This is a genomic window from Anaerotignum sp. (assembly GCF_040307045.1).
In the GTDB taxonomy this organism is placed as follows: domain Bacteria; phylum Bacillota; class Clostridia; order Lachnospirales; family Anaerotignaceae; genus Chakrabartyella.
Genome location: NZ_JAWRKF010000002.1, coordinates 223,438 through 250,406, shown reverse-complemented (window position 1 = coordinate 250,406; position 26,969 = coordinate 223,438). Strand labels below are relative to the sequence as shown.

21 protein-coding genes and 1 other annotated feature are annotated in these 26,969 nt (G+C 39.2%); of the genes, 18 read left to right on the top strand and 3 right to left on the bottom strand.

Going from position 1 to position 26,969, the window contains the following annotated elements; all coding sequences use genetic code 11:
• The first annotated feature begins 170 nt into the window (after positions 1 to 170).
• From ABVZ64_RS01125 to sigE, 9 genes are all read left to right on the top strand, one after another.
• Positions 171 to 890, top strand: coding sequence for a phosphatase (locus ABVZ64_RS01125; protein ID WP_352399220.1), 720 nt, complete (start codon positions 171 to 173; stop codon positions 888 to 890).
• An 86-nt stretch (positions 891 to 976) separates the two neighbouring features.
• Positions 977 to 1,285, top strand: coding sequence for a YerC/YecD family TrpR-related protein (locus ABVZ64_RS01120; RefSeq protein WP_352399219.1), 309 nt, complete (start codon positions 977 to 979; stop codon positions 1,283 to 1,285).
• A gap of 510 nt (positions 1,286 to 1,795) precedes the next feature.
• Positions 1,796 to 4,066 carry a DNA helicase PcrA gene (gene pcrA, locus ABVZ64_RS01115; RefSeq protein WP_352399218.1) on the top strand — a complete coding sequence of 757 codons (2,271 nt, stop codon included), beginning with the start codon at positions 1,796 to 1,798 and terminating at the stop codon, positions 4,064 to 4,066.
• A gap of 21 nt (positions 4,067 to 4,087) precedes the next feature.
• The gene (gene ligA, locus ABVZ64_RS01110) at positions 4,088 to 6,049 is read left to right on the top strand and encodes an NAD-dependent DNA ligase LigA (protein WP_352399217.1); all 1,962 of its coding nucleotides are present in this window, start codon (positions 4,088 to 4,090) and stop codon (positions 6,047 to 6,049) included.
• Positions 6,050 to 6,484: 435 nt separating this feature from the next.
• Entirely contained in the window at positions 6,485 to 7,369 is an 885-nt protein-coding gene (locus ABVZ64_RS01105; protein WP_352399216.1) for a LysR family transcriptional regulator, read from the top strand.
• A gap of 321 nt (positions 7,370 to 7,690) precedes the next feature.
• Entirely contained in the window at positions 7,691 to 8,977 is a 1,287-nt protein-coding gene (locus tag ABVZ64_RS01100) for a homoserine dehydrogenase (protein ID WP_352399215.1), read from the top strand.
• A gap of 321 nt (positions 8,978 to 9,298) precedes the next feature.
• Positions 9,299 to 9,871: a cyclase family protein gene (locus ABVZ64_RS01095; protein ID WP_352399214.1), complete on the top strand. Its 573-nt coding sequence runs from the start codon at positions 9,299 to 9,301 to the stop codon at positions 9,869 to 9,871.
• 214 nt (positions 9,872 to 10,085) lie between these two features.
• The gene (locus ABVZ64_RS01090; protein WP_352399213.1) at positions 10,086 to 10,940 is read left to right on the top strand and encodes a sigma-E processing peptidase SpoIIGA; all 855 of its coding nucleotides are present in this window, start codon (positions 10,086 to 10,088) and stop codon (positions 10,938 to 10,940) included.
• Positions 10,937 to 11,671 carry an RNA polymerase sporulation sigma factor SigE gene (gene sigE, locus ABVZ64_RS01085; protein WP_352399212.1) on the top strand — a complete coding sequence of 245 codons (735 nt, stop codon included), beginning with the start codon at positions 10,937 to 10,939 and terminating at the stop codon, positions 11,669 to 11,671. The genes ABVZ64_RS01090 and sigE overlap by 4 nt, the downstream gene beginning before the upstream one ends.
• Positions 11,672 to 11,848: 177 nt before the next feature.
• Here the strand turns inward: sigE and ABVZ64_RS01080 are convergent, their stop codons facing one another.
• A complete protein-coding gene (locus tag ABVZ64_RS01080; protein WP_352399211.1) occupies positions 11,849 to 12,016 on the bottom strand; it encodes a hypothetical protein in 168 nt (55 codons plus the stop codon).
• Positions 12,017 to 12,355: 339 nt separating this feature from the next.
• Here ABVZ64_RS01080 and ABVZ64_RS01075 point away from each other — a divergent pair, with 339 nt between their 5' ends.
• From ABVZ64_RS01075 to lpdA, 5 genes are all read left to right on the top strand, one after another.
• Entirely contained in the window at positions 12,356 to 13,720 is a 1,365-nt protein-coding gene (locus tag ABVZ64_RS01075) for a sigma-54 interaction domain-containing protein (RefSeq protein WP_352399210.1), read from the top strand.
• Positions 13,721 to 14,105: 385 nt separating this feature from the next.
• Complete coding sequence (locus tag ABVZ64_RS01070; protein WP_352399209.1) at positions 14,106 to 15,071, top strand: thiamine pyrophosphate-dependent dehydrogenase E1 component subunit alpha; 966 nt, start codon at positions 14,106 to 14,108, stop codon at positions 15,069 to 15,071.
• Positions 15,072 to 15,105: 34 nt separating this feature from the next.
• Positions 15,106 to 16,074, top strand: coding sequence for an alpha-ketoacid dehydrogenase subunit beta (locus ABVZ64_RS01065; RefSeq protein ID WP_352399208.1), 969 nt, complete (start codon positions 15,106 to 15,108; stop codon positions 16,072 to 16,074).
• A gap of 147 nt (positions 16,075 to 16,221) precedes the next feature.
• Complete coding sequence (locus ABVZ64_RS01060) at positions 16,222 to 17,769, top strand: dihydrolipoyl dehydrogenase family protein (RefSeq protein ID WP_352399207.1); 1,548 nt, start codon at positions 16,222 to 16,224, stop codon at positions 17,767 to 17,769.
• A gap of 58 nt (positions 17,770 to 17,827) precedes the next feature.
• Complete coding sequence (gene lpdA / locus ABVZ64_RS01055; protein WP_352399206.1) at positions 17,828 to 19,231, top strand: dihydrolipoyl dehydrogenase; 1,404 nt, start codon at positions 17,828 to 17,830, stop codon at positions 19,229 to 19,231.
• A 137-nt stretch (positions 19,232 to 19,368) separates the two neighbouring features.
• Here lpdA and ABVZ64_RS01050 read toward each other — a convergent pair whose 3' ends face one another.
• On the bottom strand, positions 19,369 to 19,863 hold the full coding sequence (locus ABVZ64_RS01050) for a helix-turn-helix domain-containing protein (protein ID WP_352399205.1): 495 nt from the start codon (positions 19,861 to 19,863) through the stop codon (positions 19,369 to 19,371).
• A 111-nt stretch (positions 19,864 to 19,974) separates the two neighbouring features.
• Positions 19,975 to 20,541 carry a hypothetical protein gene (locus ABVZ64_RS01045; protein ID WP_352399204.1) on the bottom strand — a complete coding sequence of 189 codons (567 nt, stop codon included), beginning with the start codon at positions 20,539 to 20,541 and terminating at the stop codon, positions 19,975 to 19,977.
• 237 nt (positions 20,542 to 20,778) lie between these two features.
• Positions 20,779 to 21,023, top strand: a binding site (T-box leader).
• Positions 21,024 to 21,154: 131 nt separating this feature from the next.
• Here ABVZ64_RS01045 and ABVZ64_RS01040 point away from each other — a divergent pair.
• From ABVZ64_RS01040 to ABVZ64_RS01025, 4 genes are all read left to right on the top strand, one after another.
• Positions 21,155 to 22,144 (top strand): ABC transporter substrate-binding protein, encoded by a 990-nt coding sequence (locus ABVZ64_RS01040; protein WP_352399203.1) that lies wholly within the window; start codon positions 21,155 to 21,157, stop codon positions 22,142 to 22,144.
• Positions 22,145 to 22,190: 46 nt separating this feature from the next.
• Positions 22,191 to 23,081, top strand: coding sequence for an ABC transporter permease (locus tag ABVZ64_RS01035; protein ID WP_352399202.1), 891 nt, complete (start codon positions 22,191 to 22,193; stop codon positions 23,079 to 23,081).
• Positions 23,074 to 23,847 carry an ABC transporter ATP-binding protein gene (locus ABVZ64_RS01030; protein ID WP_352399201.1) on the top strand — a complete coding sequence of 258 codons (774 nt, stop codon included), beginning with the start codon at positions 23,074 to 23,076 and terminating at the stop codon, positions 23,845 to 23,847. The genes ABVZ64_RS01035 and ABVZ64_RS01030 overlap by 8 nt, the downstream gene beginning before the upstream one ends.
• 994 nt (positions 23,848 to 24,841) lie before the next feature.
• The gene (locus ABVZ64_RS01025; RefSeq protein ID WP_352399200.1) at positions 24,842 to 26,956 is read left to right on the top strand and encodes a methyl-accepting chemotaxis protein; all 2,115 of its coding nucleotides are present in this window, start codon (positions 24,842 to 24,844) and stop codon (positions 26,954 to 26,956) included.
• The last annotated feature ends 13 nt before the right edge of the window (positions 26,957 to 26,969 follow it).

Here is a 26,969-nt window from a genome sequence, read left to right as displayed (position 1 = left end):
CACAAGTTTTATATCAATAAAAAACAGACGTGTAATCTGAAAATCTAACAGCACAAAAAAATTTGACAGACCAATCATTTTTATCAGACTATTTATAGATTCTTGCGTCAAGGCCTTTGTGGAAGTGAAGGTTTCGGTTTGTCAATTGGTATAAATAGAAAGGGAAGACTATGAAAATCTTAGCAGATACCCATACCCATTGTATGGCCAGTGGTCATGCATACAGTACCATTCAAGAGAATATCAGGGCGGCGGCAGATAAAGGCTTGGAATTAATTGCCCTTACAGATCATGCTCCAGCAATGCAAAATACAACATCCCATGCGTATTTTGCCAACCTCCATGTAATCCCCGATGAGTTGTTTGGTGTTCGTGTGTTAAAAGGGGTGGAACTAAACATCATTGATTTTGAGGGAACCATAGACATGGATGAACGGACACTGTCTAGGCTTGATATTTCCATCGCCAGTTTACATACACCTTGCATTGCCCCAGGTACAAAAGAGGAAAATACAAGGGCTTGCATTCGTGCTATGGAAAACCCCTTGGTTGATATTTTAGGGCACCCTGGGGATCCAAGATACCCTATGGATTATGAGGAAATATTTAAGGTGTCAAAGCAAACGGGTACATTATTGGAAATCAACAATGCATCTTTGGTGCCAGGTGGCTTTCGTGCTGGAAGCGATGAGAACATTGTGTTTTTGCTTCGCATGGCTATGAAAGAGGATGTACCTGTGGTGGTTAGTAGTGATGCCCATTTTTACACAGGAATAGGGGATGTTATGTATGTAGAAAGGTTGATGGAAAAAATTGATTTTCCCAAGGAGCTGGTTTTGAACACGGACCCTCAGAAATTAATGTACGCTATAAAACGCAACAAAGGCTGAAAAAAGAGGATGAAAAACCTTTACTTTAACACTTTAGTATGTTAATATATAGGGAAATTTTAGTGCAAAAGAGGTGGCCTTTGGAAATGAATAAGAAAATTAAAACAGAACTTACAGACAAGCTTTTCCAATGTATTTTGAGTTTGAATACAATCGAAGAATGTTATCAACTTTTCGAGGATCTTTGTACAGTGAATGAGATTCAGGCCATTGCCCAGAGAATGGAAGTTGCAGCGATGCTGGATGCAAAATGTACTTATGTGGAAATTGCCGAAAAAACCGGCGCCTCAACCGCAACAATCAGTAGAGTTAATCGGTGTCTTCATTACGGGACAGACGGGTATAAAATGGCAATAGATCGGGTTAAGGCATTACAAGAAGCAGAAGAAAAATAAGTGACCAAGAATCAAAAAATGTAAGGGCTGATGATCGATGAGGCAGAGGAACTTTGTTCCCGCTTTCGTTGATGTCAGCCTTTCTTGCCGCTTTTACGGCATGAAAAAGAATATGTCTTGATAGAAAAAATCAACCCAAACCGAGGGTTTTTTATTTAAATCCTGACTGAAAAAGAAAGGAAAGGATCGGGCTTAGGATTGGGCTTGAAAAATGTTATACTTGAAAGATTATGTTATTTTATATTGAGATATTCGTTTGCCTTTAGGGGAGAGGTTTTACCTTTAGGAGAGAGGTTTACTTATACAGTAGGGATAGAAAAGCTGGAAAAGGCAGTGTATTTTGATTTGTATTCTCAGGCTAAATTTAATAAACCTGCAAAGGGTATTATAGATTTGGAAAGATGAGAGGCAGCAACTTAATTTGAAAACTAAAAAATGATTTTTTTATTATAGGTATGATCAGAACTCAGGAATTTTGAGAATTAAAAAAGGGAAGAGGAGAATTGTAGTATGATAGGGTTTGAACAGCTAAATGAAATGCAGCAGAAGGCTGTTTTGCAAAAGGATGGTCCTGTTTTGGTCTTGGCAGGGGCAGGTAGTGGTAAAACTGGGGCGTTGACCGTGCGTATTGCCCATTTATTAGAAACAGGGGTGAAGCCGTGGAATATCCTTGCCATTACCTTTACCAATAAAGCGGCAAAGGAAATGAAGGAGAGGGTTCATAAGTTGGTGAAAGAGGGAGCAGAGGAAATTTGGATTAGCACATTCCATGCTACCTGTGTGCGGATTTTACGCCGAGAAATTCACCACTTGGACTATGATGGGCAGTTTTCCATATATGATGCCGATGACCAAGAAAAGCTAATGCGTGAAGTTTTTAAACAGCTGGATTTTGCTACAACCGATAAATCGTTTTCCGTAAAGGGTGCCATGTCTATCATCAGCAGCCTCAAGGAAGAAATGATTCCTTGGGAGGATTACCTAAAAACAGCTGACCCCAGCGATTTAAAGGCAAGCCGTGTTGCAAAGGTTTATCGTCTTTACCAAAAAAGATTAAAGGAAAACAATGCCTTAGATTTTGACGATTTGATTTATAAGACAGTTATGCTTTTTCGTAACCATCCTGAGGTTTTGGATAAATATCAGGAAAAATTTAGATACATCATGGTTGATGAATATCAGGATACCAATACTTCCCAATATGAATTGGTTTATATGTTGGCAGCCAAGTACAAAAACCTTTGTGTAGTGGGTGATGATGACCAGAGTATTTATGGCTGGAGAGGGGCAAATATCCGCAATATTTTAGAGTTTGAAAAGGATTTCCCAGAAACTGTAGTCATTAAATTAGAGCAAAACTACCGCTCTACAAAGAAAATTTTGGAAGCGGCAAATGCAGTGATTCATAACAACCAAACAAGAAAGGACAAGTCCCTTTGGACAGAAAACGATGGGGGCAGTATCCTGCATATTTACAAAGCTGAAAATGAATATGACGAAGCTCGTTTTGTTTCTGAAAGAATTCAAGAAATTGTAAGTGAAGGCAAAGCCCATAAGGATATGGCGGTGCTTTATCGTACCAATGCCCAATCACGTGCTGTGGAAGATCAATTTGTAAGAAAAGGTATTCCCTATCGCTTGTTTGGCGGAGTTAGATTCTATGAACGTAAGGAAATCAGAGATATTCTTTCTTATTTAAAGGTTTTAGCAAATCCTGCGGATACCATTGCATTGCGTCGTATTATCAATGTTCCCAAAAGAGGAATTGGTGAAGCATCCATTGACAAAGTTGTTTTTTTTGCGGAAGAAAATAATCTTTCTTTGTTTGAAGCCTTGGGCAGGTTGGATGAAATTACAGATTTGAAAACCAGAGCATCTAAGTTCCGTGATTTTTACGAGATAATCACAAGTTTGCAAAGGGATGTGGAAAGCCTATCTGCAGCAGAGCTGATTGACACAGTGGTAAAGAGGTCCGGATATTTTCAATTTTTGATGACAGAAGGAACGGAAGAAGCCCTATCTCGTTTGCAGAATATAGATGAATTTGTGAATAAAGCCGTTGAATACGATAAGACTAACCCTGAAGGTGGCTTATCAGGATTTTTAGAAGAAGTGGCGTTGGTAGCAGATATTGACAGCTATGAGGCCGGAGACGATGCCGTTGTATTAATGACACTGCATAGTGCCAAAGGCCTGGAGTTCCCCTATGTTTATATGATTGGGATGGAAGAGGGAATGTTCCCTACCTTCCGTGCAGTTATGTATGGTGGAGAAAAAGACATAGAAGAAGAAAGACGCCTTTGCTATGTGGGCATTACACGGGCTAGGGAGGAACTGTTTTTGACCCATGCAAAAAGCCGTATGCAGCATGGAATTACCCAGTATAACCCCCCTTCACGTTTCTTAAAGGAAATCCCCCAAGAGTTGGTAGATATGCCTACTCGCCAGATTTCGGATATGGCAAAGAAGTATGCCATGAAAGAAAGCATGAAGCTGTCCCCCATTACATCTTTAAAGCAGCAACAAGTGGGTGGAAGAGGAACAGGAAGGCCAGCATCTACCATCTCATCACCCTTTGGTCGCAAACCCATGCCTGCACCTAAGGACTTTGTTTTGGATTATAAAGAAGGGGATAAGGTTCGTGCGCCAAAGTATGGCATCGGTGTAGTAAAATCAATCCAAAATGGTGGCGCGGATTTTGAAGTTGAGGTTTCTTTTGGCGAAAAAGGTACAAAGAAATTTATGGCGAAATTATCAAAACTCATCAAAGTAAGCGAATAAAGGATTAGGAGTTGAGGCTCAATGGTGAAACGAATAAAGGAATTGATTTCTCTTTTGAATGAAGCCAGCAAGGCTTATTACCAAGATGATATGGAAATCATGCCTAACCAAGAATATGACCGCTTATATGACGAATTGTTAGAGTTGGAAAAACAAAGTGGCATTGTTTTGGCAAATAGTCCTACTCAAAGGGTTGGCTATACCGTTTTGAGCAATTTGAAAAAAATGAAACATGACAGCCCCATACTATCCTTGGATAAAACAAAGGACACAGCTAAGCTAAAAAGTTTTTTGGGCGACAAAACAGGAATTCTTTCCTGGAAGCTAGATGGACTTACCATTGTGCTAACCTATGAAAATGGTGAACTGGTGCAAGCCATCACTCGGGGGAATGGAGAAATCGGTGAGGATGTCACCCACAATGCTAAGGTGTTTGCCAATTTACCTTTACACATTGGGTTTAAAGGTAGCTTGGTGCTGCGTGGGGAGGGGGTTATTTCCTACTCAGAGTTCAAGCGCATCAATGAAGAATTGGATGAAGAAGAAGCCTATAAAAACCCCAGAAACCTATGTAGTGGCACTGTGCGCCAGCTAAATAGTGAGATTGCAGCAAAAAGGCGAGTGCAGTTTTTTGCCTTTACATTGGTAAAAGCCCAAGGGAGAGAATTGTCTGATAGCAAGGCGGAAAACTTGCAATGGCTGAAACAACTGGGGTTTGACGTTGTGGAGCATACAGTGGTCACAGTAAATTCAGTGGCTGAAAAGGTGGAATGGTTTCGTAGCCATGTAAAGGAAAATGATATTGCTTCCGATGGACTTGTGCTTACCTTTGATAGTATTTCTTTGAGCGAAGGCCTTGGCACAACGGCAAAGTTCCCTAAGGATTCTATTGCTTTTAAATGGGCGGATGAAATGGCAGAAACCACACTAAGGAAAATTGAATGGAATACATCCAGAACTGGGCTGATGAACCCCATAGCAGTTTTTGACCCTGTGGAGCTGGAGGGTTCCACAGTTAGCCGTGCCAGCGTGCATAATGTTAGCATTTTGCGGGAACTGAAATTAGGCATTGGCGATACCCTTCGGGTTTACAAGGCAAATATGATTATTCCCCAAATTGCTGAGAATCTAACAGGTTCTGACACAGCAGAAATCCCAGAAAACTGTTTTGTTTGCGGCGGTGAAACACAGCTGAAAAAACAACGGGATGGAGAGGCATTATATTGTACAAACCCAGAGTGTTCAGCACAACGCATTCAAAGGCTTACCCATTTTGTTTCTAGAGATGCCATGAATATGGAGGGCCTTTCTGAAGAAACTTTAAAGAAATTTATGGAAAAGGGCTTTATTGAACAGTATCCTGATATTTTTAGGTTGCAAAGATTTGAAAATGAAATCAAAAATATGGAGGGTTTTGGCGAGAAGTCATATCAAAATTTAATCAATTCTATAGAAAAAGCAAAAGACGTTGAGCTGCCCAATTTTATTTATGCCTTAGGGATTGACCAGGTAGGGCTACGCAATGCAAAGCTGCTTTGCACTCAGTTTGCATATGATTTGGAAAAAATCAAAAGTGCCACGGAAGACCAATTGCAGGCGATTGATGGTTTTGGTGCTGTAATTGCCCATAGTATCAGCCACTATTTTCAGGTTGATTCTCATAGGGAACTGCTGGATGAAGCTTTGGAATACTTGAGGATTAAAATGCCGGTTTTGACAGAGGATGAGGACTCCTTGATTAGGGGGTTGACCTTTGTTGTCACTGGGGATTTGGTCAAGTTTTCCAACCGAAAAGCTCTTACTGAAGCCATTGAAAGCAAAGGTGGAAAGGTGACAGGTAGTGTGACGAAGAAAACCAATTGTTTGATTAATAATGACGTATATTCTTCATCTTCCAAAAATACAAAGGCCAAAGAATTGGGAATTCCTATTCTCAGTGAAGAAGATTTTATTTTAAAATTTCAGGTTACGCCTAATGAATAAGAAGAATTTTGGCTTTTCATTAAAAAAGCAGGTATCAAATTGATACCTGCTTTTTTAAAATGGGAAAAAGAAAAAGTGACAATGGCAAGTCTTGAAACAACACTAAAATTTTGTTTAAAAATATTGGGTGAAGCTTTGGGTTTTAAGTCCGTATCAGTCAAACGAAGCAATTTGTTAGGTATGTTTTAAGAAATATTAGTAAAAACCAAGATGTAGTAAGAATCCACCAAAAGATTAATAAAAAAAATTAGTAGTCCCCAATAAAAATGATTGGAAAATATAGTAAAAATTACAAAGTAATCTGAAATAAAATGACTAATATGTAAAATTCATTATTTTTTTTTATTGATTATGACGAAAAGGCAAAAAAATATAGCTTATTTCTATGTTTTTGCTATAATTAAGTTGAAGATGATTGAAAAAAGGAGGTAGGAGATGAATTTAAACCAATTATATTATTTCAAAACGCTGGCTGAACTTGAACATTATACAAAAGCGGCGGAGAGATTAAATATTTCTCAGCCTACGCTAAGCCATTCTATTGCTGCAATGGAAAAAGAGTTGGGGGCAAATCTTTTTGAAAAGCAGGGAAGAAATGTTGTTTTGACAAAGTACGGCAGGATTTATATGTTTTATGTGGAGAATGCACTGACCCAATTGGAACTGGGGAAGAACCAAATCGAGAGGCTGATTTCTGTGGGTGGCGGTCACGTTGGTTTGGCATACATGACATCTGTGGGGACCAATTTTGTGCCGGAAATCATTGCAGGATTTTTGGATGATCCCCAAAATAAAAATATTTCTTTTTCATGCTACGAAGGAAATACAAAAACATTAATTTATAACTTAAAAAGAGAAAAATATGATTTGATTTTCTGCTCTATGGTTGAAAACGAAGGCGATGTAGAGTTTATCCCCGTGTATGAGCAGGGATTGGTTGTTATCGTACCTGAAAATCACCCTTTGGCAACAAAAAAGAAAGTATCCATTCAAGATATTTGTCCCTACCCTTTGATTTGTTATACGAAGGAAAGCGGAATGCGCCGTATCATTGATGATTTATTTTCAAAGGCGCAAATTATGCCCAACATTTTATGCCAGTTTGAAGACGTAAATTCTATGGCGGGGTTGGTTGCTGCAAACCAAGGCATTGCCATTATTACAGACAACCCATCTGTTCAAAATTATAATGTAGTTAAATTGGATTTTGATACGGCTTATTCTAAGCGAATGGTCTACCTGGCTTATGTGGTGAATCGATACTTACCACCGGCCGTTGAAAAATTTAAAGAACATATTATCCAGATGACGAAAAAATAAATAAAAGATAAAATTCAGGGCGCATATCAATTTGAAATATGCGTTCTTTTTATTTAAAACGTTGATTTTTGAATGCCTTGTTCAATAAAGGGGACGCTACTCTTTTTTTAGAAAGGATGACTATATGAAAGGCGTTTTTTTTCAACTTTAGAAGATTTCAAAGACAAAGTTCACATATGTGTATATGAGTCAAGGAAAAATGTTTTTCAAAAAAAGACATTTTTATATTGACATCTGCTCTTTTCATGCGTACAATCTTTATATCGGTCATATTTTTATGATCAAAGCTAATATGAGTTATGTAAGATGGAGGAAAGCATAATGAACCAAAATATTCGTAAAATTGCCCTTTTGGGAATGGGAACCGTTGGCGGCGGTGTATATAAAATTATTGAAAAACAGAAGGATCAAATGGTTTGCAAAGTTGGAAGCGAACTTGAGATTTCAAAAATATTGGTGCGTAACAAAGGGAAGTATGTGGATAAGGTGGCACCAGAAAAACTTACCGATCAGTGGAGTGAAATTATCAACGATGATAGCATTGATATGATTGTTGAGGTTATGGGTGGAATTGAACCTGCTGGAACTTACATAAAAGAAGCTTTGCAAAAGGGTAAACACGTTGTGACTGCAAACAAAGACTTGATGGCTGTGCAGGGGCATGAACTTTTGGAAATTGCAAAAGAGAATAAGTGTGATTTGCTATTTGAAGCGGCTGTAGCAGGGGGTATCCCCATTATCCGCCCATTGAAACAATGCCTAGGGGGAAATGAAATAACAGAAGTGATGGGTATTATCAATGGTACTACCAACTTTATTTTAACAAAGATGACAGAAGATGGTATGGAGTTTGCCGATGCCTTGCAGTTGGCTACGGATTTGGGGTATGCAGAAGCGGATCCCACTGCAGACATTGAGGGATATGATGCAGGTAGAAAGCTGGCTATTTTGGCCTCCATTGCGTTCCACTCTCCAGTAACCTTCCATGATGTTTACACTGAGGGCATTTCAAAGATTACAGCCAAGGATATTCGCTATGCCCATGAGCTTGGATGTGAAATTAAATTATTGGGCATCGCAAAAAACACAGAAAATGGAATTGAAGTTAAGGTTCATCCTACTATGATTCCTTCAAGCCATCCTTTGGCATCTGTAAAAGATTCCTTTAATGCGGTTTTTATCCATGGGGATGCAGTAGATGATGCCATGTTCTATGGCCGTGGAGCAGGGGAAATGCCTACAGGTAGCGCAGTGGTTGGGGATATTATTGATGTTGCAAGGAATATGCACTTTCATTGCAATGGAAGAATTGGCTGTAGTTGTTATAAAAAAATTCCAGTTAAAGATATTGGTGAAACCAAAAGCAGTTACTATGTACGGATGAAGCTAGAGGATCGGGCAGGTACATTGGCGGCGTTGGCTGGTTTGTTTGGCAGTAATAATGTAAGCATTTCCATGCTGCTGCAAAAAACAAAGCAAGGAAATACTGCTGAGGTGGTTATAGTAACCTATGATGTTTTGGAAAAGCAGTTTATGGACTCTATGACCGTTATTTCCACTATGTCTATGGTGAAAGAAGTGTCTTCCATTATTCGTGTATATCATTAAAAAATAAAAAAATACATTTTGAGAATGTAAAGCCTGTATGATAAAAGGGAAAATTTCCTTGTAATACAGGTTTTTTTTATTTTTAATAAATCACAAAAAAATTTACCATAACTAAAGAATTTTAGTAAACCAATGTTTTAGAAAAAAATACAAAATTAGAGTGATTACAGCCTAAAATAGCTTGTTTGCCGTTTCATGAATAGTAATTTCTTATGTTAAACTAGGCCGAAAATGAAGATTTTTGCCGAAAGAAAACGCTATCACAGAAGAAAATATGATGATATAATACATCTTGTTGAAAAAGAGGGAGGAGATAGAATTATGCTTATAGATGTCACATTAAAAATGACATCCAAAATGTTTGTCGAGGCCATAGGCAATGCAGCTCAATGTTTACCGGGACATATTGGAACCCACTTTGATTGCACAAATCAAGAATTTCCATTAGAGTACCTAGAGCGGCAGGGTGTTGTGTTTGATATTTCAACCATAGAGGGGCGAGAGGTCGAATCCACTGATATTGATTTATCCTTAGTTGAGGAAGGGATGTTTGTTGCTTTTTGTAGTAACTATAGCGAAACGGTTGGCTACGGTAGCCAAGAGTATTATAACAAGCCTCCAAAAATTTCTTTTGAAATTTTGAATGAATTGCTAAAGAGAAATGTTTGTATTGTAGGCTTGGATTTTGTCAGATCAAGCAAATGCAGACTAAAAAAACTGATTCACTATTTTTCATTAGAACAAGAACCATTTGTAATTGAAAACTTATGTAATTTGAAGTCCATATTAAATGGGAAGAAAGTTGCCTTTTTCAAGGCGTGTACTTTCCCAATGAACTATGAAGGTTTTACTGGAAATCCTTGTCGAGTGGTTGCAAGAATTGAAAATGAATAATTAGTATCTTATTCTTAAGAGCAATTTTGTAACCAATGGTATTTCATCACTTTGAAATTGAAAACAGAGAGCAGTTTCTTAAACTGTAAATCAAAATAAAGAGAATGGTGAGTCGAAGGAAGTCGAACTCTGCCATTCTTTTTTTGTTCTTTTTCAGTGATTGTGACAGATTTCGCACTGGAACGTGCCTATAATTTGTTTCAGGAGGGAAAGAATGGAGGCTTCAATTTACATAGATGTGTTGTTTTTTTGGGAGTGGATGATGGATTTATTCCTATTATGGGCAGCAGGAAGAATCAGTGGTTTTCATGCCAAAGGGTGGCGGCTTTTTGTAGGCGCTTTTCTATCTGCTTTCTGTCACTGCTTATTTTTGCTCTTATTTTTCCCCAATAATGGGAGCATTTTATTCTCTTTTGGGCTAATCATACTTGGACTTTCCATTGCTTACTTACCCAAGAGCTTAAAAAATTTTGTACGTCTTTTTTTTACTGCCTTATTTGCATCTTTTTTGCTTGGAGGCGGATTAAATGTACTGTTTATGTCCACCCAGGCACAAAAAATTTTAGGTAATGGGCTAATTCTAAAACAGAGATTCTTTCCGTGGCAATATTTGGTTTGGGGGATTTCTGTTAGCTATATATTGCTGAAAATGGGCGGTAAATGGATCGAAGCGCATATCAGGCGACGACGTGATTTCTGCACTGTTTACATTCGAAAGAACGGAAAATGGGCGGAAGGCCGCGTGTTGATTGATACGGGCAATGGACTAAAAAGAGAGGGCAGAGGTGTCATTGTTATGGAAATTGGAACCGTGTTACCTTTGTTTTCTGTTGAGGAAGGTGAAAAAATCATGTGTGGGGCAAGGGAATGCCTTGTGCCTATGCACTACACTAGCTTAGGAAATCCAGAAGGGGCATTATGGGGTTTTATTGCGGATGAATGTCGGATTTGTTTTGGTGAAAAGGTTTTAGGTTACAAAGAGTTATACATAGGTATATCCTTTGATCTTTTTACAGGGGCATATGAGGGATTAATGCCCCCTTGTTTGTTGGAGGAGGACGAATTATGAAGCACTGGAAATATTTCCTGTTTTTATTGAAATACCGTGTTGGTTTGTTTTTGCGTAAATTACAACGAAAAGGCCAAGATGTTTTTTACATAGGCGGCAGCGATGTTTTTCCCCCACCGTTAAAACCAGATGAGGAGGCGATCCTGCTTGCGCAACTTGGTGGTGAAGACGAAGTTCGGGTAAAGTCTGTTTTGATTGAACGGAATTTGCGTCTTGTGGTTTATATTGCTAGAAAATTTGAAAACACAGGTGTTAATGTGGAAGACTTGATTTCCATCGGTACCATTGGATTAATCAAAGCAATCAATACCTTTAATCCAGACAAAAAAATCAAGCTGGCAACTTATGCATCCAGGTGTATTGAGAATGAGATATTGATGTACTTACGACGGAATAGCAAAACAAAGTCCGAAGTATCCATCGACGAGCCATTAAATGTGGATTGGGAGGGAAATGAACTGTTGCTTTCCGATATTCTCGGAACTGAGGGTGATGTGATTTATAAGAACATCGAAGAAGAGGTGGATCGGGAGCTTTTAAATAATGCCATGGGTAAACTTTCTGGTAGAGAGAGGAAAATTGTTGAAATGCGGTTTGGAATTTTGCCAGAAACCTCAGAAAAAACACAAAAAGAAGTGGCAGACCTTTTGGGTATTTCTCAATCCTACATCTCTAGGTTAGAGAAAAAAATCATTGGTAGGTTGAAAAAAGAAATTAATAAAATGATGTGAGGTTATTTTATTGAATGAAAATTATAAAAGTTTAGAAATCCTTGGAAACATAACGAGGCACCCTTCTGATTCGACATGGAGGGTGCCTTTTTTGTTTAAAAAGAGAATATTGATTAATAATATAGTAGAAAGGGATAAAAACCCCCCCTTCGTTGGTGTTATAGGGGAGGTTTTATTTTATATATCTTGGTAGTGTAAGGGTTCATAGTCAGAGTTCAGGGTTTTGCCACGACCGTTGTCAAAAAATTGTTGCTCTCTACCCTGTTGTTGACGTTTGATTGAATGGGTACTATAACGTACTTCTTGCAATTGAGACGTACCTTCTGTAAATTCTATTGCACGCAAATTTCCCCCCTCCTTTCATATGATTCATAATATGCCCAACACAGGCTTGATTAAACAAAAAAATTTAAAATACATAGGTAATATTCCTAGGGTCAATCCAACAAATATCTTTTGCTTTCTTTGGTAAGGCAACCTTTTTTGTAGTTTTTGTGCTATAATCAATTTAATATTAGTTTAAGGTATTTAACGAAATATATTCGTAAGTAAAAAATCAACCTTTTTTCGTTGTTGTTCATTTATGTTGTTTCACAAATAGGAGCTTAGAAACAGGTTTGCTTTTTTGTATCATTAATGTGTGTTCTTTTATTTATGTCATAGGGTAAGGAAGGCGGTTTTAAAATGAAGCAAAACATTAATTTTGAGGACATAGCTAAGGAGTTTATGGAGTCCTTAGGGGTTGTTGTAATCATTGATACCCAAAGCCGCATTATTTATATGACAGAAAAATACGCGGAATTGTATAATATTTCAAAGCCTTATCCCATAGGCAGAAAGTTACAGGAATTTGTACCCAATGAAGGCCTAAGTGCCGTTGTACGCACAGGGAAAGAATGCGTGGAAGAATTTTTTGAGCACGATGGAAGAACTATGGTCATAAACCGCTTGCTGATTCGCCGAGGAGATGAAGTATTAGGCGGTGTTGCTTTTACGTCAACGGGTAGCCGTTTAACCCTGAAGCAGTTAGAAAGTAAAATGAGTTTTTTGAACAAGCAGGTGCAGTTTTATCGTGATAATTATTTTGAAAACACAGGAACAAAATATAATATTGATCAAATTATTACCCAAGATCCTGAATTGAAAAGCCTAATCGAATTTACCAAAAGGGCGGCAAGAACCCGCTCTGCCGTGCTAATTCACGGAGAAAGTGGCACAGGAAAGGAACTTTTTGCCCATTCTATCCACAATTTAAGCCAAAGGTCAAAAATGCCTTTCGTGATTTTAAACTGTGCGGCTATTCCTGAAAATTTGCTGGAATCTGAGCTTTTTGGTTATGCTGAGGGGGCATTTACAGGAGCTTTGAAGGGTGGTAAAAAGGGCAAGATTGAACAGGCGGATGGTGGAACACTTCTGTTGGATGAGATAAACTCTATGCCCCTACAATTGCAGGCCAAGCTTTTGCGTGTTGTGCAGGAAAAAGAGATACAAGTGGTTGGAGGAAAAACAAAAGAAGTGGATGTGAGGTTTGTGTTTACCACAAATCAGGATTTGGTGGAGATGGTGAAAGAAGGTAAATTCCGTGAGGATTTATATTACCGCATAAACGTTGTAGAACTTCGAATTCCCCCTTTGCGCCAAAGAAAAGGGGATATTCCTCTCTTGGTAAATCATTTTATTGAGAAGTTAAATGAAGAGCTGGGTTCTCGTATTACGGGTGTTGATCAAAAAGCGTTGGATTTGTTGGAGAGCTATCAGTGGCCCGGAAACATTCGTGAGCTGGAGAATATGATTGAGAGGGCTTTTAACTATTCCAACTCAGGAGAGCTATCGGTGGAGGATTTTGAACGCTTACGGTTAAAAATCAGCATTGCTGAGAAAAAGCTAGAAAACAATTTTACCCTTCGGGGTGCCCGAGAGGAAGCAGAAAAGCTGGCCATATTGCGGGCTTTGAAGCAAACCAAGGGGAATAAAAAGAAGGCTGCGGATTTGTTGGATATAGACAGAAGTATTTTGTATGATAAAATAAAAAGATATAATGTGAAGTAGAGAAAAAAAATTGAGTGTTGCAAAAAAACTACACTTTTTTCATAGGTTTTAAAAAAGTAGACAAAAAACGATTATGTATTGATTGAAAAACAAGGTAAAACAGACGAATTTATAATACAAGAATGACAAGTAATATAAAAGTGTAGGTGAATGCCAACATATGTTGGGAATTTACTACACTTTTTTTGATTGGAATCTTGTTTTTTTTTCAAGAAGTGACGAGGGGCGAAATAATTTTTTTTCGGTAATAAGCCACAATTTAAAGGCTTTAAGACGTGAACAAATAATAATATTTAGGATTTTATTTTTGCTTGGCATGTAAATTGCTTTTAATATAGGCATCAGTAAGAATTCTATTTCAAAAATAAATTAGGAGGTCCTACATATGGCTTATTCAAAGGAATTCATAACAGATCTATACAAAAAATTATTGGGCACTCGATTGTCTGAAGAAAAACTGGTAGCAATCTACAAAGAAGGCAGAGTGCCTGGACATATTCACAGCGGTGTTGGGCAAGAGGCAACTCACGTTGGAACCCTTGTTACAAGCAAAGAGGGAGATTATTTCAAGCTTGCTCACCGTGTAGTTAGTATTTCCAGTGTGCTGGGTGTGCCTTTTAGCAAAATATATGCAGAAATTTTAGGCAGACAAGATGGTAACTCCCGTGGGGGCGGCGGTGTGAATCACATTGCAGACTTTAGCAAAGGCATTTTGGGCATGAGCGGTACTTTGGGATGCGATATGCCATTTGCTGTTGGTGCGGCGTACAAGCTGAAATTGGAAAAGAAAGATAACATTGTGTATTGCTATTATGGCGATGGTACTTCCAATCGTGGACCTGTTCACGAGGCGATGAACTGGGCGGCCGCTTGGAAATTACCAATCCTTTTTGTTATGGATAACAATCAGTGGGCAATTTCCACTTGTATTTATGAGTCCACAGCAATCGAAAACCCAGGTGCTGACCGTGCAGCGGCTTATGGCATGGCATCTAAGGTTGTTGATGGTACAGATGTTTTAGCAGTGTATGAAGCTGCAAAAGAATTATCCGAATATGTTCGTGCTGGCAATGGCCCTGCTATTTTGGAGGCGAAGAACTACCGCTGGAGAGGGCACTTTGAAGGGGATCAATGTAAATATCGTGACCCTGCAATTACTGAGAAGTGGCAGAAAAAGAGAAACTGCGTGAAAAAAATGGAAAATTATATGCTGGAAAACGATTTTATCACAGAGGATGAAATCAAAACAATGTATGAAGAGATTGATGCTGAGTTAAATGCAGCGGTGGATTTCGCAGAGGCGTCTCCCAAAGCAACAGCTGAGGATTTGTTCAACAACATTTTTGCTTAATTTTAGTGGATAAAATCGAAGGAGGTTTTCGAATATGCAGGTTACATATGGTCAGGCAGTTGCAGATGCCTTAAGAGAAGAAATGGAAAGAGATGACAAAGTTGTTGTGTTTGGTGAGGACGTTGCCCAGCACGGCGGTATTTTTGGTATTACAAGAGGTTTATATGAAATTTTTGGTGAAGATAGAGTAAAAAATACACCTATCTCTGAAACATCTATCATTGGTGTTGGGGCGGGTGCGGCACTGACAGGATTAAGACCTTGTATTGAGTTAATGTATTCTGACTTTTTACTGGTAGCTTTCAGTGAAATTTACCACTGCGTAGCTAAGTGGAGATTTATGCATGGCGATCAGTATAAAATTCCAATGGTGATTCGTGCGGCGGCAGGTTCTGCTTTTGGCGCAGGAGCAGAGCACTCCAATTGTGTGGAAAGCTTATTTATGCATACCCCTGGTCTAATCATCATCAGCCCTTCCACTGCGGCAGATGCAAAAGGCCTTTTAAAGAGTGCAATTCGTTCTGACAACCCTGTTTTGTTCTTTGAGCATAAGCAGTTATATCAGGTGAAGGAAGAAATTCCTGAAGGCGATTATACAATTCCCATTGGCGTTGCAGACATTAAAAGAGAGGGTTCTGATATTACTATCATTGCTATGGGCTTGATGGTGAAAAAAGCTTTGGAAGCGGCAGAAAAATTGGCGGCAGAAGGCATTAGCGCAGAAGTTTTGGATCCAAGAACCATTGCTCCTTTAGATAAAGAAGCAATTCGTAAATCTGTAGAAAAAACCCACAGAGCAATTGTTGTTGAAGAAGGCAACAAAACTGGCGGTATTGGTGCAGAAATTGCCGCAATGATGCAGGAAGAAATGTATGATGAATTAGACGGCCCTGTTTTGAGAGTTGCGGCTTTGGATGTACCTTTGCCATACGACGTAGCGTTGGAATTGGTTTGCGTTCCTAATGCAGATAAGATTGTAGATGCGGTAAAGGCTTTATTCTAATGGATTAGAAATGCTTTGTTGATAAAGGTATCCATTTTAATGATTTTGTGTGGCAAAAGCATGCATTGTCTTGACTTTAGGTTACGTTGAAAAAAATCCAAAGAATAGGAGGAAACTGTAACCCTTTTGGGGTTACGGGTAAAATATATGAGTGTTGAATTAGTAATGCCCAAGGCTGGGTTAACCATGATTGAAGGCACTATCTCTACTTGGAAAGTGGAAGATGGGGTGGCGGTAAAAAAAGGTGATGTGGTGATGGAGTTTGAAAACGAAAAAACCACAATGGAATGCGAAGCAAATGCAGACGGATTTATTAAAATCCTTGCACAGGTTGGTGATGTTGTTAAGGTTGGCGAGGCAGTAGCAATCATTGCTGAAAGCAAGGATGAGACGAATGCTGCAAAGGTTGAGGCTCCTCAGGAGACGCAAGATGCCTCTGCAACTGTTGATGTCTGTGAGGTTGTTATGCCCAAAGCAGGCTTAACCATGATTGAAGGTGTGGTTGGGGAATGGAAGCTTGCAGAAGGCGAAACAGTTAAAAAAGGTCAGGCTATCTTTGAATTTGAAAATGAAAAAACCACAATGGAATGTGAAGCAACAGCAGATGGTATTTTGCATCAGGTTGCCAAAACAGGCGAAACCGTTAAGGTTGGTCATACCGTTGCTTATGTGGCGGCTACAAAAGAGGCTTATGATGCATTGATCAAGGGGGCAACTCCAGGTAGTCAGGCAATGTGTGCAAATGAGTGCGAAGTATGCCATAAATCCGTAGCATTGGCTATGGCTGAGGGTGCTCCTCAGGGTGGCAATGCTGTAGCAAGGGATGGCCACGTGAGAGCAACAGGATTGGCAAGAAACATTGCCAAAAGTGCAGGCATCAGCCTGACTTTGGTTGGTGGCACAGGCCCCAACGGAAGAATTGTTGCAAAAGATGTTTATGCATACTTAGAAGCTCCAAAGGTGGCACCTATTGCAGCCCCCGAAGTAAAGAATGTACATCCTAGTGGGGAAGTAGTGAAAATTTCTTTAAGTGGCCGCAGAAAATCTATTGCCAAGAATATGAGAAAGTGCTTCGAAACCATGGCACCTTTGACTGTATTTGCAGAAGTAGACGTTACAAATTTGATGTCAATGCGCCAAAAATATGTGGATAAAGCGGAAGTTTTAGGTTGCAAAATTTCAATGAACGATATGCTGATGTTGGCAACAGTGAAAATGTTAAAAAAACACCCGATGTTGAACTCCACCTTTGATGGTGAAACCATAAGTTCTTACCCTTATGTAAATTTGGGTATGGCAGTTGGCCTTGCTGAAGGCTTGGTTGTTCCGGTACTAAAGAATGCAGATCAGTATTCCTTGTTGGAAATGAGCAAGGCTTTGCGTGACCTTGCACTAAGAGCAAAAGATGACACCCTTGTGGGAGGAGAGCAATCAGGAGCAACATTTACAGTTACAAATGTTGGTATGTATCATATTGACTTTGGAACGCCTGTTATATCTCCTCCACAGGTGGGGATTCTTGGGTTTGGTACTGCAAAGAAAAAATTTGTGGAATACAAAGGAGAATTCTGCCCTAGAACTATGATGCATATGATGTTGACTTTTGACCATAGAGTGTTTGATGGTAGAGAGGCAGGGGAAGTTTTGGGTGATATGAAACAGCTTTTGGAAAACCCTGAGTTAATTTTTGTATAAGATAAAGGAGGAAACGGCGGGGCTCGATCATTTTGACTGGGCCAGCCGATAAATCATTATGGCGAATAAAACAAGTGTAATTGTAATAGGCGGTGGCCCCGGTGGTTATGTGGCGGCAATTCGTGCCGCACAGCTTGGGGCAGAGGTTACATTGGTAGAAAAAAACAGACTGGGTGGTACCTGTTTAAATGTTGGTTGTATCCCCACGAAGGCGTTGCTTCATGCCGCTGAAATTATGGAAGAAATGAACCATGCCGTTGAATATGGCATCCAGGTAAAAGCTGAGGGCTATGACTGGAAAGCGGTTTTGGCTAAAAAGGGTGCCGTTGTGAACCAGTTGGTTGGCGGTGTAAAGGGTTTATTGAAGGCAAACAAAGTAAAAGTAATGGAAGGAGAGGCTTCTTTTACAGGGGCAAAAACCCTATCTGTAAAAAACAAAGATGGAAAAACAGAAACAATTACTGCTGATAAAATTATCATTGCGGCAGGTTCTGTTCCTGCCATTCCCCCTATTCCTGGGGTTGAAGGCAACCCTGCTTGCATCGACTCAACAGGGGCACTTTCTTTGGAGAATCCACCAAAGAGCCTGCTAGTTATTGGCGGTGGCGTCATTGGTATGGAGTTGGCGACGGCGTATCATGCGTTTGGCACAAAGGTAACAATTATTGAGGCATTGCCAAAGTTATTGCCAATGATGGATGGCGAGTTAACAACAATGCTCCGTGGTTTGATGGAGAAAAAAGGTATCGAAATTTTGACAGAGGCAAAGGTTTTGTCTGTAGGGAATAAAGGTGGCGATGCTGAAGTTCAGGTTGATATGAAGGGTACGAAGAAAGCCTTCAGTGCAGAAAAGGTTTTGGTTGCCGTAGGCAGAAGAACAGACACTGCCGCGTTGCAGCTTGATAAGGTTGGCATCCGCCACGATAGAGGTAAAATTAAGGTTAACGAATATATGGAAACCAGTGTAAAGGATATTTATGCCATTGGTGACTGCTTGGGGCAGATTATGTTGGCACACATCGCCTCTGCCCAAGGAGAGCTGGCAGCGGAAAATGCTTTGGGACACAAAGCTAGCTTTGACAGCAAAACAAACCCATCTTGTGTCTATACAATGCCAGAATTCGCAGGAGTTGGCTTGACTGAAGAAAGTGCAAAAGAAAAGGGCATTGATTATGGAGTGGGGAACTTCCCTCTGTTTGCCAACGGAAAGGCCCTCATTGCTAACGGCGGTGTAGGTGCTATCAAAATTTTGTATGGCAAGAAGTATAACGAAGTGTTAGGAGTGCATATCCTTGGGCCAAGGGCAACGGATATGATTGGCGAAGGGGCTCTTGCCATTGGCTTAGAAGCAACGGTGGACGAGGTTATTAATACAATTCATGCCCATCCAACGGTAACTGAGGCGGTGCGTGAAGCAGCTTTAGCCGCTGAAAAAAGAGCAATTCATATTCCCAATAAATAGAATCAAGGTCAATGCAAGCCAAGCTATTCAAAAGAGAAATGAATAGGAAGATCCTAGGGTACAAAAGATAAAGGTTATGTGAAAAATCAGGGCGTCACCATAAGTTTTGGCGAGCCCTGATTTTTTGATAGGTTCATTTATGTTGTTTTTACCGAAGTATTTTCATTACATATTACTAAGTATTGTAAAATTAATCTGTCGAATTTTGCTTTTCTATACCAGCCTATTCCAATTATTGAAATTCCGATGAGTAGGGAAAATGTTTTTCTAATTGAAGGGGGAGAAAAGATACACGAAAGTACGATACCAGTTCCGCCACCAGTAAAAAAATCAATAATCGTTTTTTCGTGTTTCAAGTTTTTTATCTGCTGAATTGCTTCTAGTAGATTGTCGTCAGCTTTCATCTTAAATTCGGAATCAGATAAACGTTGTGCACACAGTAGTTCATTTGCACTGATACCCAACTCTATGCATAAGGGCATAATAAGTGACAAATCTGGCATATAATTTCCATTTTCCCAACGAGAAATTGTTTTGTTTGTAACGCCAATTTTTGAACCAAGTTCTATTTGTGTTAATCCTCTTTCTTTTCTTAATTCTGCTATAAATTTTCCTATTTGGTTCTGATTCATATGGGCTACCTCCTTTAACAAATAAAAGTATAGCAAAAAATACTATTTATGTATTCCCCACAGATGGCGAATTGCTTTTTTTGTGCTATTCTGTTGTTATAGGGGTGAGGTTCAAACCTGTTTATCTGAGAATGTAACAGTTATGGCAACGCCCGAATTACAATCCGCATTTCTGAAATCATAGGCTTCCCCAAGAGAAATTCCGTGTTTATCCGTGCCTATTTTCACCCACAGGGGAATTTCTTTGTTACATTCAATGGGGACTGGGTTTGTTATTTTTTTGGAGAGTACAGATGTGCTTACTGAGAAGTCGGTGCCAATATCATCGGCACTGTATTTGGAGTAGCCACTTTCATCAATAATATATAAGTCGTAGCCATTATCCATTAACCTAAGGGCAAGTCTATTATTTAAGCGTTCAATGCCCCCTGAGGTATTTCCTTTTAAAATCCATTTTCCATCCTGATATGCCCATAAATCGACGGCATAAGACGCTACAGATTCATCTAAATTGCAGTCAAAAAAAACAACTTCATCATCAAATATTTCTAGTACTTCTTGGGTTTCCTTAGAAAAATTACTGGGTTGGATAGACATTGTTGTGTTATCCACTGGGGTGGTGCAGGCAGAGCAAAACCAGCTGACAAATACCAATAGGAATAAGCAGAATTTTTTCAATGTATTTTCTCCTTGCTTTAAGATTTTAAGTTTCGCAAATAAGGTTTGCATTTAATTTAAGTATATCAGATGAAAATAGTTGTAGCAATGGGAAGGTGGATTCTTAAATGCGTATGGAAAAGTCATTCTTTTGGTAAAAGCTCAAAGAAATAAAAGGAAAGGTTTTAACTTTTTTAGCTTCATTTTTATGAAAATTCTTGACTTATTGGGTGAGCGTGCTATAATGATTTTATCTAAAATAAACCGATGATTAAGAGGAGTAACCTTTTTGTTCCGCTTTCAGAGAGTTGCAGATGGTGGGATTGCAACAGTAGGGCGATAGGTGAATGGACTTAAGAGGGCGGGCGAAAGCTTCGGCAAGTAGTACCCGACGGGAACCGTACCCGTTATCCAGACGGACTGTATAATCGTACAGTGAGCGAGTGGGCGATTTTTATCGTCAATTTGGGTGGTATCGCAGGATTTCAAGTCTTGTCCCATAACATTAAGGGGATAGGGCTTTTTCTTTTGCTCATAAAAAGAAAAAGATGTTGGGTGCCCACTTAGGCGGTTACATAGGATTAGATGAGACGAGAATAGAAAAAGTATTAGATGAGAAAAAGGAGAGGTTTATATGAAAAAATTTTTAGCAATGACAATGGCAATGGTTCTGGGTATGTCAGCATTAACAGGTTGTGGAGGTAACAACGAAACACAGGGTGACAGCGCAAATGCCAATGTGCCGGTAATTGGTATTTCTCAGTATGGACAGCATGCATCTTTGGATAACTGCCGTGAGGGTTTTTTACTGGGCTTAGAGGAAAGCGGCTTGGTTGAAGGCACCGACTATACCATAGATTACCAGAATGCTGGATTTGATGATAATATTGCAATGCAGATTGCACAGAATTTTTCTGCTAACAATGTGGCACTGATGTGTGCCGTGGCAACACCTTCTGCAACAGCTTGCTATGCAGCGGCGGAGGATAAAAATATCCCTGTTATTTTTACAGCAATTACCGACCCTGTACAGGCAAAACTGGACACAGGCAATATCACAGGTACCAGTGATAAGCTTCCTGTGGAGGCACAGCTGGAATTAATCCGTGCATTACAGCCTGATTCAAAAACAATTGGTATCATTTATACAACAAGTGAGCCAAACTCTGTTTCTGCAATTAAAGAGTATGAGGAAAAAGGCCCTGCTTATGGTTTTGCAGTTGAAACCATTGGTGTAACACAGCAAGCAGAGGTTTTACAGGCCGCTGACAGCATCATTGCAAAAGGTGTGGATTGTATTTCAAACTTGACAGATAATAACGTTGTTGGAGTGTTACCTTCTATTTTAGAAAAAACCAACGATGCCGGAATTCCCGTTTACGGTAGTGAAATCGAGCAGGTCAAATTGGGCTGTGTGGCTTCTGCGGGCATTGATTACATTGCATTAGGTAAGCAGACTGGTGCAATGGCAGCCAAAATACTGAAGGGCGAAGGTGCAGCTGAGGATATGCCTTACGAAACCATTACAAGCTTTGACACATATATCAATTCCGGTGCCATTGAAGAAATGGGAATCACAGTCCCTGCTGATATTGCAGAAAAAGCAATTGAAGCTACAAATTAAAGCTTTTCCCATCTTGGAGGAGAGAATATAGAAAGAGGTCTGGAGTATGGTTTTTGTTGATTTATTGATTAGTACACTAACGCAGGGCTTTATTTACGCATTGCTATCCTATGGGGTTTTTATCACCTATAAAATATTGGATTTTCCCGATTTAACCGTTGATGGTAGCTTTCCTTTAGGGGCTGCCATCACAGCAGTACTTTTGGTAAACGGGGTGGATCCCTATTTGGTGCTTTTGATTTCTGCTGCTTTTGGCGCTTTGGCAGGTTTTGTAACAGGTTTTATTCATGTGAGGTTGGGTGTAAGAGATTTGCTGGCAGGTATTATTACCATGACTGCATTGTTCTCAATTAATCTGCAAATTGCTGGATCTAACCTTGCGGTAGAACGTGCCATTGATACCATTTTTACGGCAGGGCCAACAATGACAGTTTTGGGCTCCATGTCTTTAATGTATCGCAAGTTTATCGTTGCCCTAGTCCTTGCTTTGATTGTAAAGCTTTTGTTGGATTTATACTTAAAAACAAAAAATGGATTGCTATTGCGAGCAGTGGGGGATAACAGTACCTTGGTCACAACCTTAGCAAAGGATAAAGGCACCATGAAGATTTTGGGTCTTGTCATTGCAAATGGGTTGGTTGCCCTATGCGGCAGTGTGGTTTGCCAAGAACAAAGAGCCTTCTCCAGTACTATGGGTACGGGTCAGGTGGTATTTGGCTTGGCAACGGTTATCATTGGTACTACCTTGTTTAGGCGTTTTGGTTTTGTAAAAGGCACCACTGCTGTTTTGGTTGGCAGTGTGTTTTATAAAATCTGTATTCAAATTGCAATTAGCATGGGGCTTCCCGCAAACCTACTAAAGTTGGCAATGGCTGGGCTGTTCTTGGTAGTCCTTGTTTTGGGGGACAGAAAGAAAGGCGGTGCTGAACATGCTTGAGTTGAAAAATATAACAAAAATCTATAATCCTGGGCAAGTTACAGAGATGTGCTTGTTTGATAAATTCCACCTTACTGTTGGCGACGGGCAATTTGTTTCCATCGTTGGCAGCAATGGTAGTGGAAAGACCTCTATGCTTAACATTATTTGCGGCAGTATTCCCATCGAGGGTGGGGAGGTGTTGGTTGGCGGCAAAGATATTGCTAAAATGAAGGATTATCAAAGGTACCGATCCATTGGGCGTGTATACCAAAACCCTTCAATGGGCACTTGCCCTAACTTAACAATGCTTGAGAATATGTCTTTGGCAGATAACAAGGGGAAACCTTTTGGCTTATCCTTTGGGATCAATAAATCCAGGGAAAATTTCTACAAAGAACAACTTTCTATTTTAGGTTTGGGTTTGGAAAATAAAATGGATGTAAAGCTGGGGGCACTTTCGGGAGGACAAAGACAGGCGGCAGCTTTAATTATGTCGACATTAACACCTATTGAGTTCTTGATTTTAGATGAACACACAGCGGCATTAGACCCTAAGACCGCTGAGATCATAATGGAATTGACAGGCAAGGTTGTAAAAGAGAAGAATTTGACCGCTATGATGGTAACCCATAATTTGCGGTATGCCGTGGAATATGGCAACCGCCTAATCATGATGGATAAGGGTGGCATCGTCATGGATTTGGCAGAGGAAGAAAAGAAAAAAATGAAGGTGGAAGATATATTAGATGTCTTTACTTCAATTAGCATTGAGTGCGGCAATTAAGCCGCACTTTTTTATTGGTCACAATGAACAATAGATTTGTTGATTTATATTCTCAATTGCAAACAGAATGGCTGTAAAACTTATGTTTGTGAAAGTTTAAGGTACAAAAAGGAATTAGAAATTGTAACTAAGTATTAGAAAAAATACAGAAAATGCAGTTAGAAATGGCAATATCATTGTTTTTTTATATGAATTATTTGGTTTCTTAACAAAGGGAAGAATTTGCTGGAGTTCTTTCACGTTCTAATTTCAAAAAAATAATTAATTTATTTTTCCTTGAACTCTAGTTTTTTCATGAAATAAACAAAATTTTGTCGAAGATAAAATTTTTTTAGTATAATTTGATTGATTATCGGGGAAAATTATGTTAAATTAAGGATATACAAATTTTAACAAAATAATTGGGTGTTTTTTATAGGCAAAATAATTATATTAATTTTTTACATATTTTGTAATAAATCACTATAGTTTTATTTTGGCATTGTGACGCCCATGGATGCTGTTGTTTTTATATCAAATTTAAAGGGTTTTGCTTTGTACAGATAAAACAATGGGTGGAAAGATGATTATGAATTGCATTGATCCGGAAACCAAATTGTACTGTAAGGGGAAAGCGGTGCACAGCAAATATTGCAAGCAGGAGGGGATTACATAAGGTTTCGCTAAGAAGGATTTTATTTTGTCAGACATACAAAATAAAATAGAATTAAATTGATTTGAATGCAAGTGGGACTGTTTGCGGATTCCCTTATAATGGGATTCGCTACTGCAAGTAAATTACTTAAGAAAAAAATCAAGTTTCTCTGCAAGATTAAAAAAACGCTGCAAAAAAGGCCTGAGGCCTAGTAATATCAGCAAATTGTAAACATAATCCGCCATTATTTATAAAATCAATCGATTTAACCTCCTTCACCAAACATAGGAGGAATTATTTTGCGGATTTCAAAGTTTGAAATTGGATTGTAGGAAAACAAGGGGAAAAAGGGGTGTAAACATGAAGTTTTTTACAAAAAGCATTGTAAGAAAAATGATTTTAACGACGATAGTACCATCTGTAATTATGTTTTTAGTTCTTATTTTTATTGTCGTTGGTCATGTGAAAGAAAGTATCAGTGAGCAATCAAATGAAGTCATAAAAAGAAGTTCCATCAGTGCATCATGGCAGATTAGTCAATATCTAACGGATTATATGTCTATGGTTGAGACAGGTGCTGTAAACAATACTTTTAAAAATTTTATGGAAAATGTTGGACCTGAAACGAATGCAAAAGACTCACCTGATTTTGAAGCAGTCATGAATGAATTAAAGCAGCTAGAATACCTTGATACAACAAACATTCAAGCAGCTTGGATTGGAGATTTGGATTCAAGCCAGTTAATCATGTCTGACGGATATGTGTCTGATTTGGGTGGAGATTGGGAGATTACAGAACGTGCTTGGTATATTTCTATGATGGAAAGACTGGGGGTAGCTGTTTCTGAACCCTATATAGATCAAAGTACACAAAAATTAGTCGTGACAATTGCATGCCCTGTTTATAATAATGGCAAAATGGTTGGTGCTTATGGTGTTGATATGTCCTTGGACCAATTAACCACAATGTTTAGTGGGCTGAAATTAGGGGAAACGGGTTATTACTGCTTTGTAACAAGAAATAACACTGTTTTGTATCACCCAAAGACTGAGTATGTAATGCAGTCCGTTTCTGACCTTCCTATTGGCGATGAAGCAGAGAATATGCTTATGAATGTATCTGCAGACGTTGTTGAATACGATGTGGATGGACAAAAACTATATGGCTTTACTTCATCAATTGGTAGTACGGGATGGAAAGTGGTTTCGGCTATGCCTAGTCAAGAGTTTGAAAAGCCATTTAAACAAACTCAAAATATCTTGTTTATCTTTATTAGCGCGATTATGTTGGTAATCTGCGCAATCATCTATATAGCGGCTAGAAATATTGTAAAACCTTTACGCCAGTTGGCTAATGTATCAGATAAAATTGCTGAGGGCGATTTGGATGTTGAACTTAATATTAAGACAAGGGATGAGACGTCATTGGTGGCCAACTCCTTTAACAAGACGGTTGTGCGGCTGAAGGGCTATATTGCCTACATTGAGGAGATTTCCGAATTGTTAAAACGAATTGGTACTGGTAATTTGCAGCTTGATTTTAAGCAAAACTATGATGGTGAGTTTGCAATTATCAAAGAGGCACTGGTTTCTACGACAGAAATGTTAAATGATACCCTTAGCCAGATTAGTGTGGCTTCACAGCAGGTTGCATCCGGTTCTGATCAAGTTTCTAGTGGTGCACAGGCCCTTTCCCAAGGTGCAACAGAACAGGCTAGCTCCATTGAGGAGTTATCCGCTACGATGAATGACATTTCTTCTCAGATTAAGCAAACAGCAGAAAATGCAACAAAGGCAAAGGCCATTGCCCAGCATGCAACCACTGCAACGAACCATGGACAGGAGCAGATGCAGCTTATGGTTGAGGCTATGGAAGAAATCAGCCGTACTTCCAATGAGATTGGAAAAATCATTAAAAATATTGATGATATTGCCTTCCAGACAAACATCCTTGCTTTGAATGCGGCTGTTGAGGCTGCAAGGGCAGGAAGTGCAGGTAGGGGTTTTGCCGTGGTTGCTGATGAAGTGCGTAACCTTGCAAGCAAATCTGCAGAAAGTGCAAAAAATACTTCTGCATTGATTGAAAGTGCTTTGCATGCAATAGAAAAGGGTACTTTAATTGTGAATCGTACTGCAAATTCTTTGGAAGAAATTGTGCATGGTTCTGAAGAATCCGCTGAAATCATTCAATATATTGCCAATGCAAGCAATGAGCAGGCTCAGGCCATCACACAAGTAAACCTTGGGGTAGAACAAATCTCTGCCGTTGTGCAAACAAATAGTGCTACTGCTGAAGAAGAAGCGGCAGCCAGCGAAGAACTGTCTGCACAGGCTCAGTTGTTACAAGAATTGTTGTCAAGGTTTACATTAAAGTCTGATGTAGGGGCAAGAGAAACTTTTTTCAACAGCATGGAAAAAGAAAGCTATGAAGATATGGATCAGTTTGATGAAGGGGAAGATGATTTTAAATATTAATTCAAACCTCTGT

What these genes read in the sequence shown, in the direction of transcription:
- ABVZ64_RS01070 (WP_352399209.1), top strand. Translation starts at nt 14,106, where the DNA reads ATGGCTTATTCAAAGGAATTCATAACAGATCTATACAAAAAATTATTG.
- pcrA (WP_352399218.1), top strand. Translation starts at nt 1,796, where the DNA reads ATGATAGGGTTTGAACAGCTAAATGAAATGCAGCAGAAGGCTGTTTTG.
- ABVZ64_RS01025 (WP_352399200.1), top strand. Translation starts at nt 24,842, where the DNA reads ATGAAGTTTTTTACAAAAAGCATTGTAAGAAAAATGATTTTAACGACG.
- sigE (WP_352399212.1), top strand. Translation starts at nt 10,937, where the DNA reads ATGAAGCACTGGAAATATTTCCTGTTTTTATTGAAATACCGTGTTGGT.
- ABVZ64_RS01095 (WP_352399214.1), top strand. Translation starts at nt 9,299, where the DNA reads ATGCTTATAGATGTCACATTAAAAATGACATCCAAAATGTTTGTCGAG.
- ABVZ64_RS01060 (WP_352399207.1), top strand. Translation starts at nt 16,222, where the DNA reads ATGAGTGTTGAATTAGTAATGCCCAAGGCTGGGTTAACCATGATTGAA.
- ABVZ64_RS01100 (WP_352399215.1), top strand. Translation starts at nt 7,691, where the DNA reads ATGAACCAAAATATTCGTAAAATTGCCCTTTTGGGAATGGGAACCGTT.
- ABVZ64_RS01030 (WP_352399201.1), top strand. Translation starts at nt 23,074, where the DNA reads ATGCTTGAGTTGAAAAATATAACAAAAATCTATAATCCTGGGCAAGTT.
- ABVZ64_RS01050 (WP_352399205.1), bottom strand. Translation starts at nt 19,863, where the DNA reads ATGAATCAGAACCAAATAGGAAAATTTATAGCAGAATTAAGAAAAGAA.
- ABVZ64_RS01040 (WP_352399203.1), top strand. Translation starts at nt 21,155, where the DNA reads ATGAAAAAATTTTTAGCAATGACAATGGCAATGGTTCTGGGTATGTCA.
- ABVZ64_RS01125 (WP_352399220.1), top strand. Translation starts at nt 171, where the DNA reads ATGAAAATCTTAGCAGATACCCATACCCATTGTATGGCCAGTGGTCAT.
- lpdA (WP_352399206.1), top strand. Translation starts at nt 17,828, where the DNA reads ATGGCGAATAAAACAAGTGTAATTGTAATAGGCGGTGGCCCCGGTGGT.
- ABVZ64_RS01075 (WP_352399210.1), top strand. Translation starts at nt 12,356, where the DNA reads ATGAAGCAAAACATTAATTTTGAGGACATAGCTAAGGAGTTTATGGAG.
- ABVZ64_RS01065 (WP_352399208.1), top strand. Translation starts at nt 15,106, where the DNA reads ATGCAGGTTACATATGGTCAGGCAGTTGCAGATGCCTTAAGAGAAGAA.
- ABVZ64_RS01090 (WP_352399213.1), top strand. Translation starts at nt 10,086, where the DNA reads ATGGAGGCTTCAATTTACATAGATGTGTTGTTTTTTTGGGAGTGGATG.
- ABVZ64_RS01120 (WP_352399219.1), top strand. Translation starts at nt 977, where the DNA reads ATGAATAAGAAAATTAAAACAGAACTTACAGACAAGCTTTTCCAATGT.
- ABVZ64_RS01035 (WP_352399202.1), top strand. Translation starts at nt 22,191, where the DNA reads ATGGTTTTTGTTGATTTATTGATTAGTACACTAACGCAGGGCTTTATT.
- ligA (WP_352399217.1), top strand. Translation starts at nt 4,088, where the DNA reads ATGGTGAAACGAATAAAGGAATTGATTTCTCTTTTGAATGAAGCCAGC.
- ABVZ64_RS01105 (WP_352399216.1), top strand. Translation starts at nt 6,485, where the DNA reads ATGAATTTAAACCAATTATATTATTTCAAAACGCTGGCTGAACTTGAA.